The sequence below is a fragment of the Phenylobacterium sp. CCH9-H3 genome (genome assembly GCF_001557235.1).
Lineage (GTDB): Bacteria > Pseudomonadota > Alphaproteobacteria > Caulobacterales > Caulobacteraceae > Phenylobacterium.
Map to the genome: position 1 here is coordinate 1 of NZ_LSJI01000254.1, position 672 is coordinate 672.

Sequence of the window (672 nt, forward strand, 5' to 3'; positions counted from 1 at the left end):
GCGTCCGCGGCGACCTGAACGACAACTGGAACTACGACTTCGCCATGCAGTACGGGCGGGTGTCGTTCAACCAGGTCCAGACCGGCTTCTACCGCACCTCGGCGATCAACCAGGCCCTCAACGTCGTCCAGACGCCGACCGGCCCGGCCTGCGCCAACCCGGCCGGCGGTTGCGTGCCCTACAACATCTTCCAGCTCGGCGGCGTGACCCAGGACGCGTTGGACTTCCTGGAAACCCCCTCCACACAGAACGGCAACCTGTTCGAGCGCATCGTGAACTTCTCGCTGGGCGGTGACCTCACCGACTACGGCGTGAAGATGCCTTGGGCCAACGATGGCGTGGGCGTGTCGATCGGCGCTGAATACCGCCGCGAGACCCTGGACTTCGCGGCCGACTTCATCTCGTCCTCGGGCGACCTGAACGGCTCGGGCGGCGCCAACCCGCCGGTCAACGGCTCGTTCGACGTGTACGAACTGTTCGCGGAAACCCGGATCCCGATCGTCCAGGACATGGCCTTCGCCAAGAGCCTGACGCTGGAACTGGCCTTCCGCTATTCGGACTACTCCTCGATCGGCACCACCGAGACCTACAAGATCGCCGGTGACTGGGAACCGATTGACGGCCTGCGCCTGCGCGGCGGCTACAACCGCGCCGTCCGTGCGCCGCACGTCC

At 65.9% G+C, this 672-nt stretch carries 1 protein-coding gene; it reads left to right on the plus strand.

The features are described from left to right. Nucleotides 1-672 (plus strand): TonB-dependent receptor domain-containing protein (locus AX721_RS22295; protein ID WP_156467331.1); only part of this gene is annotated, 672 nt, incomplete at both ends.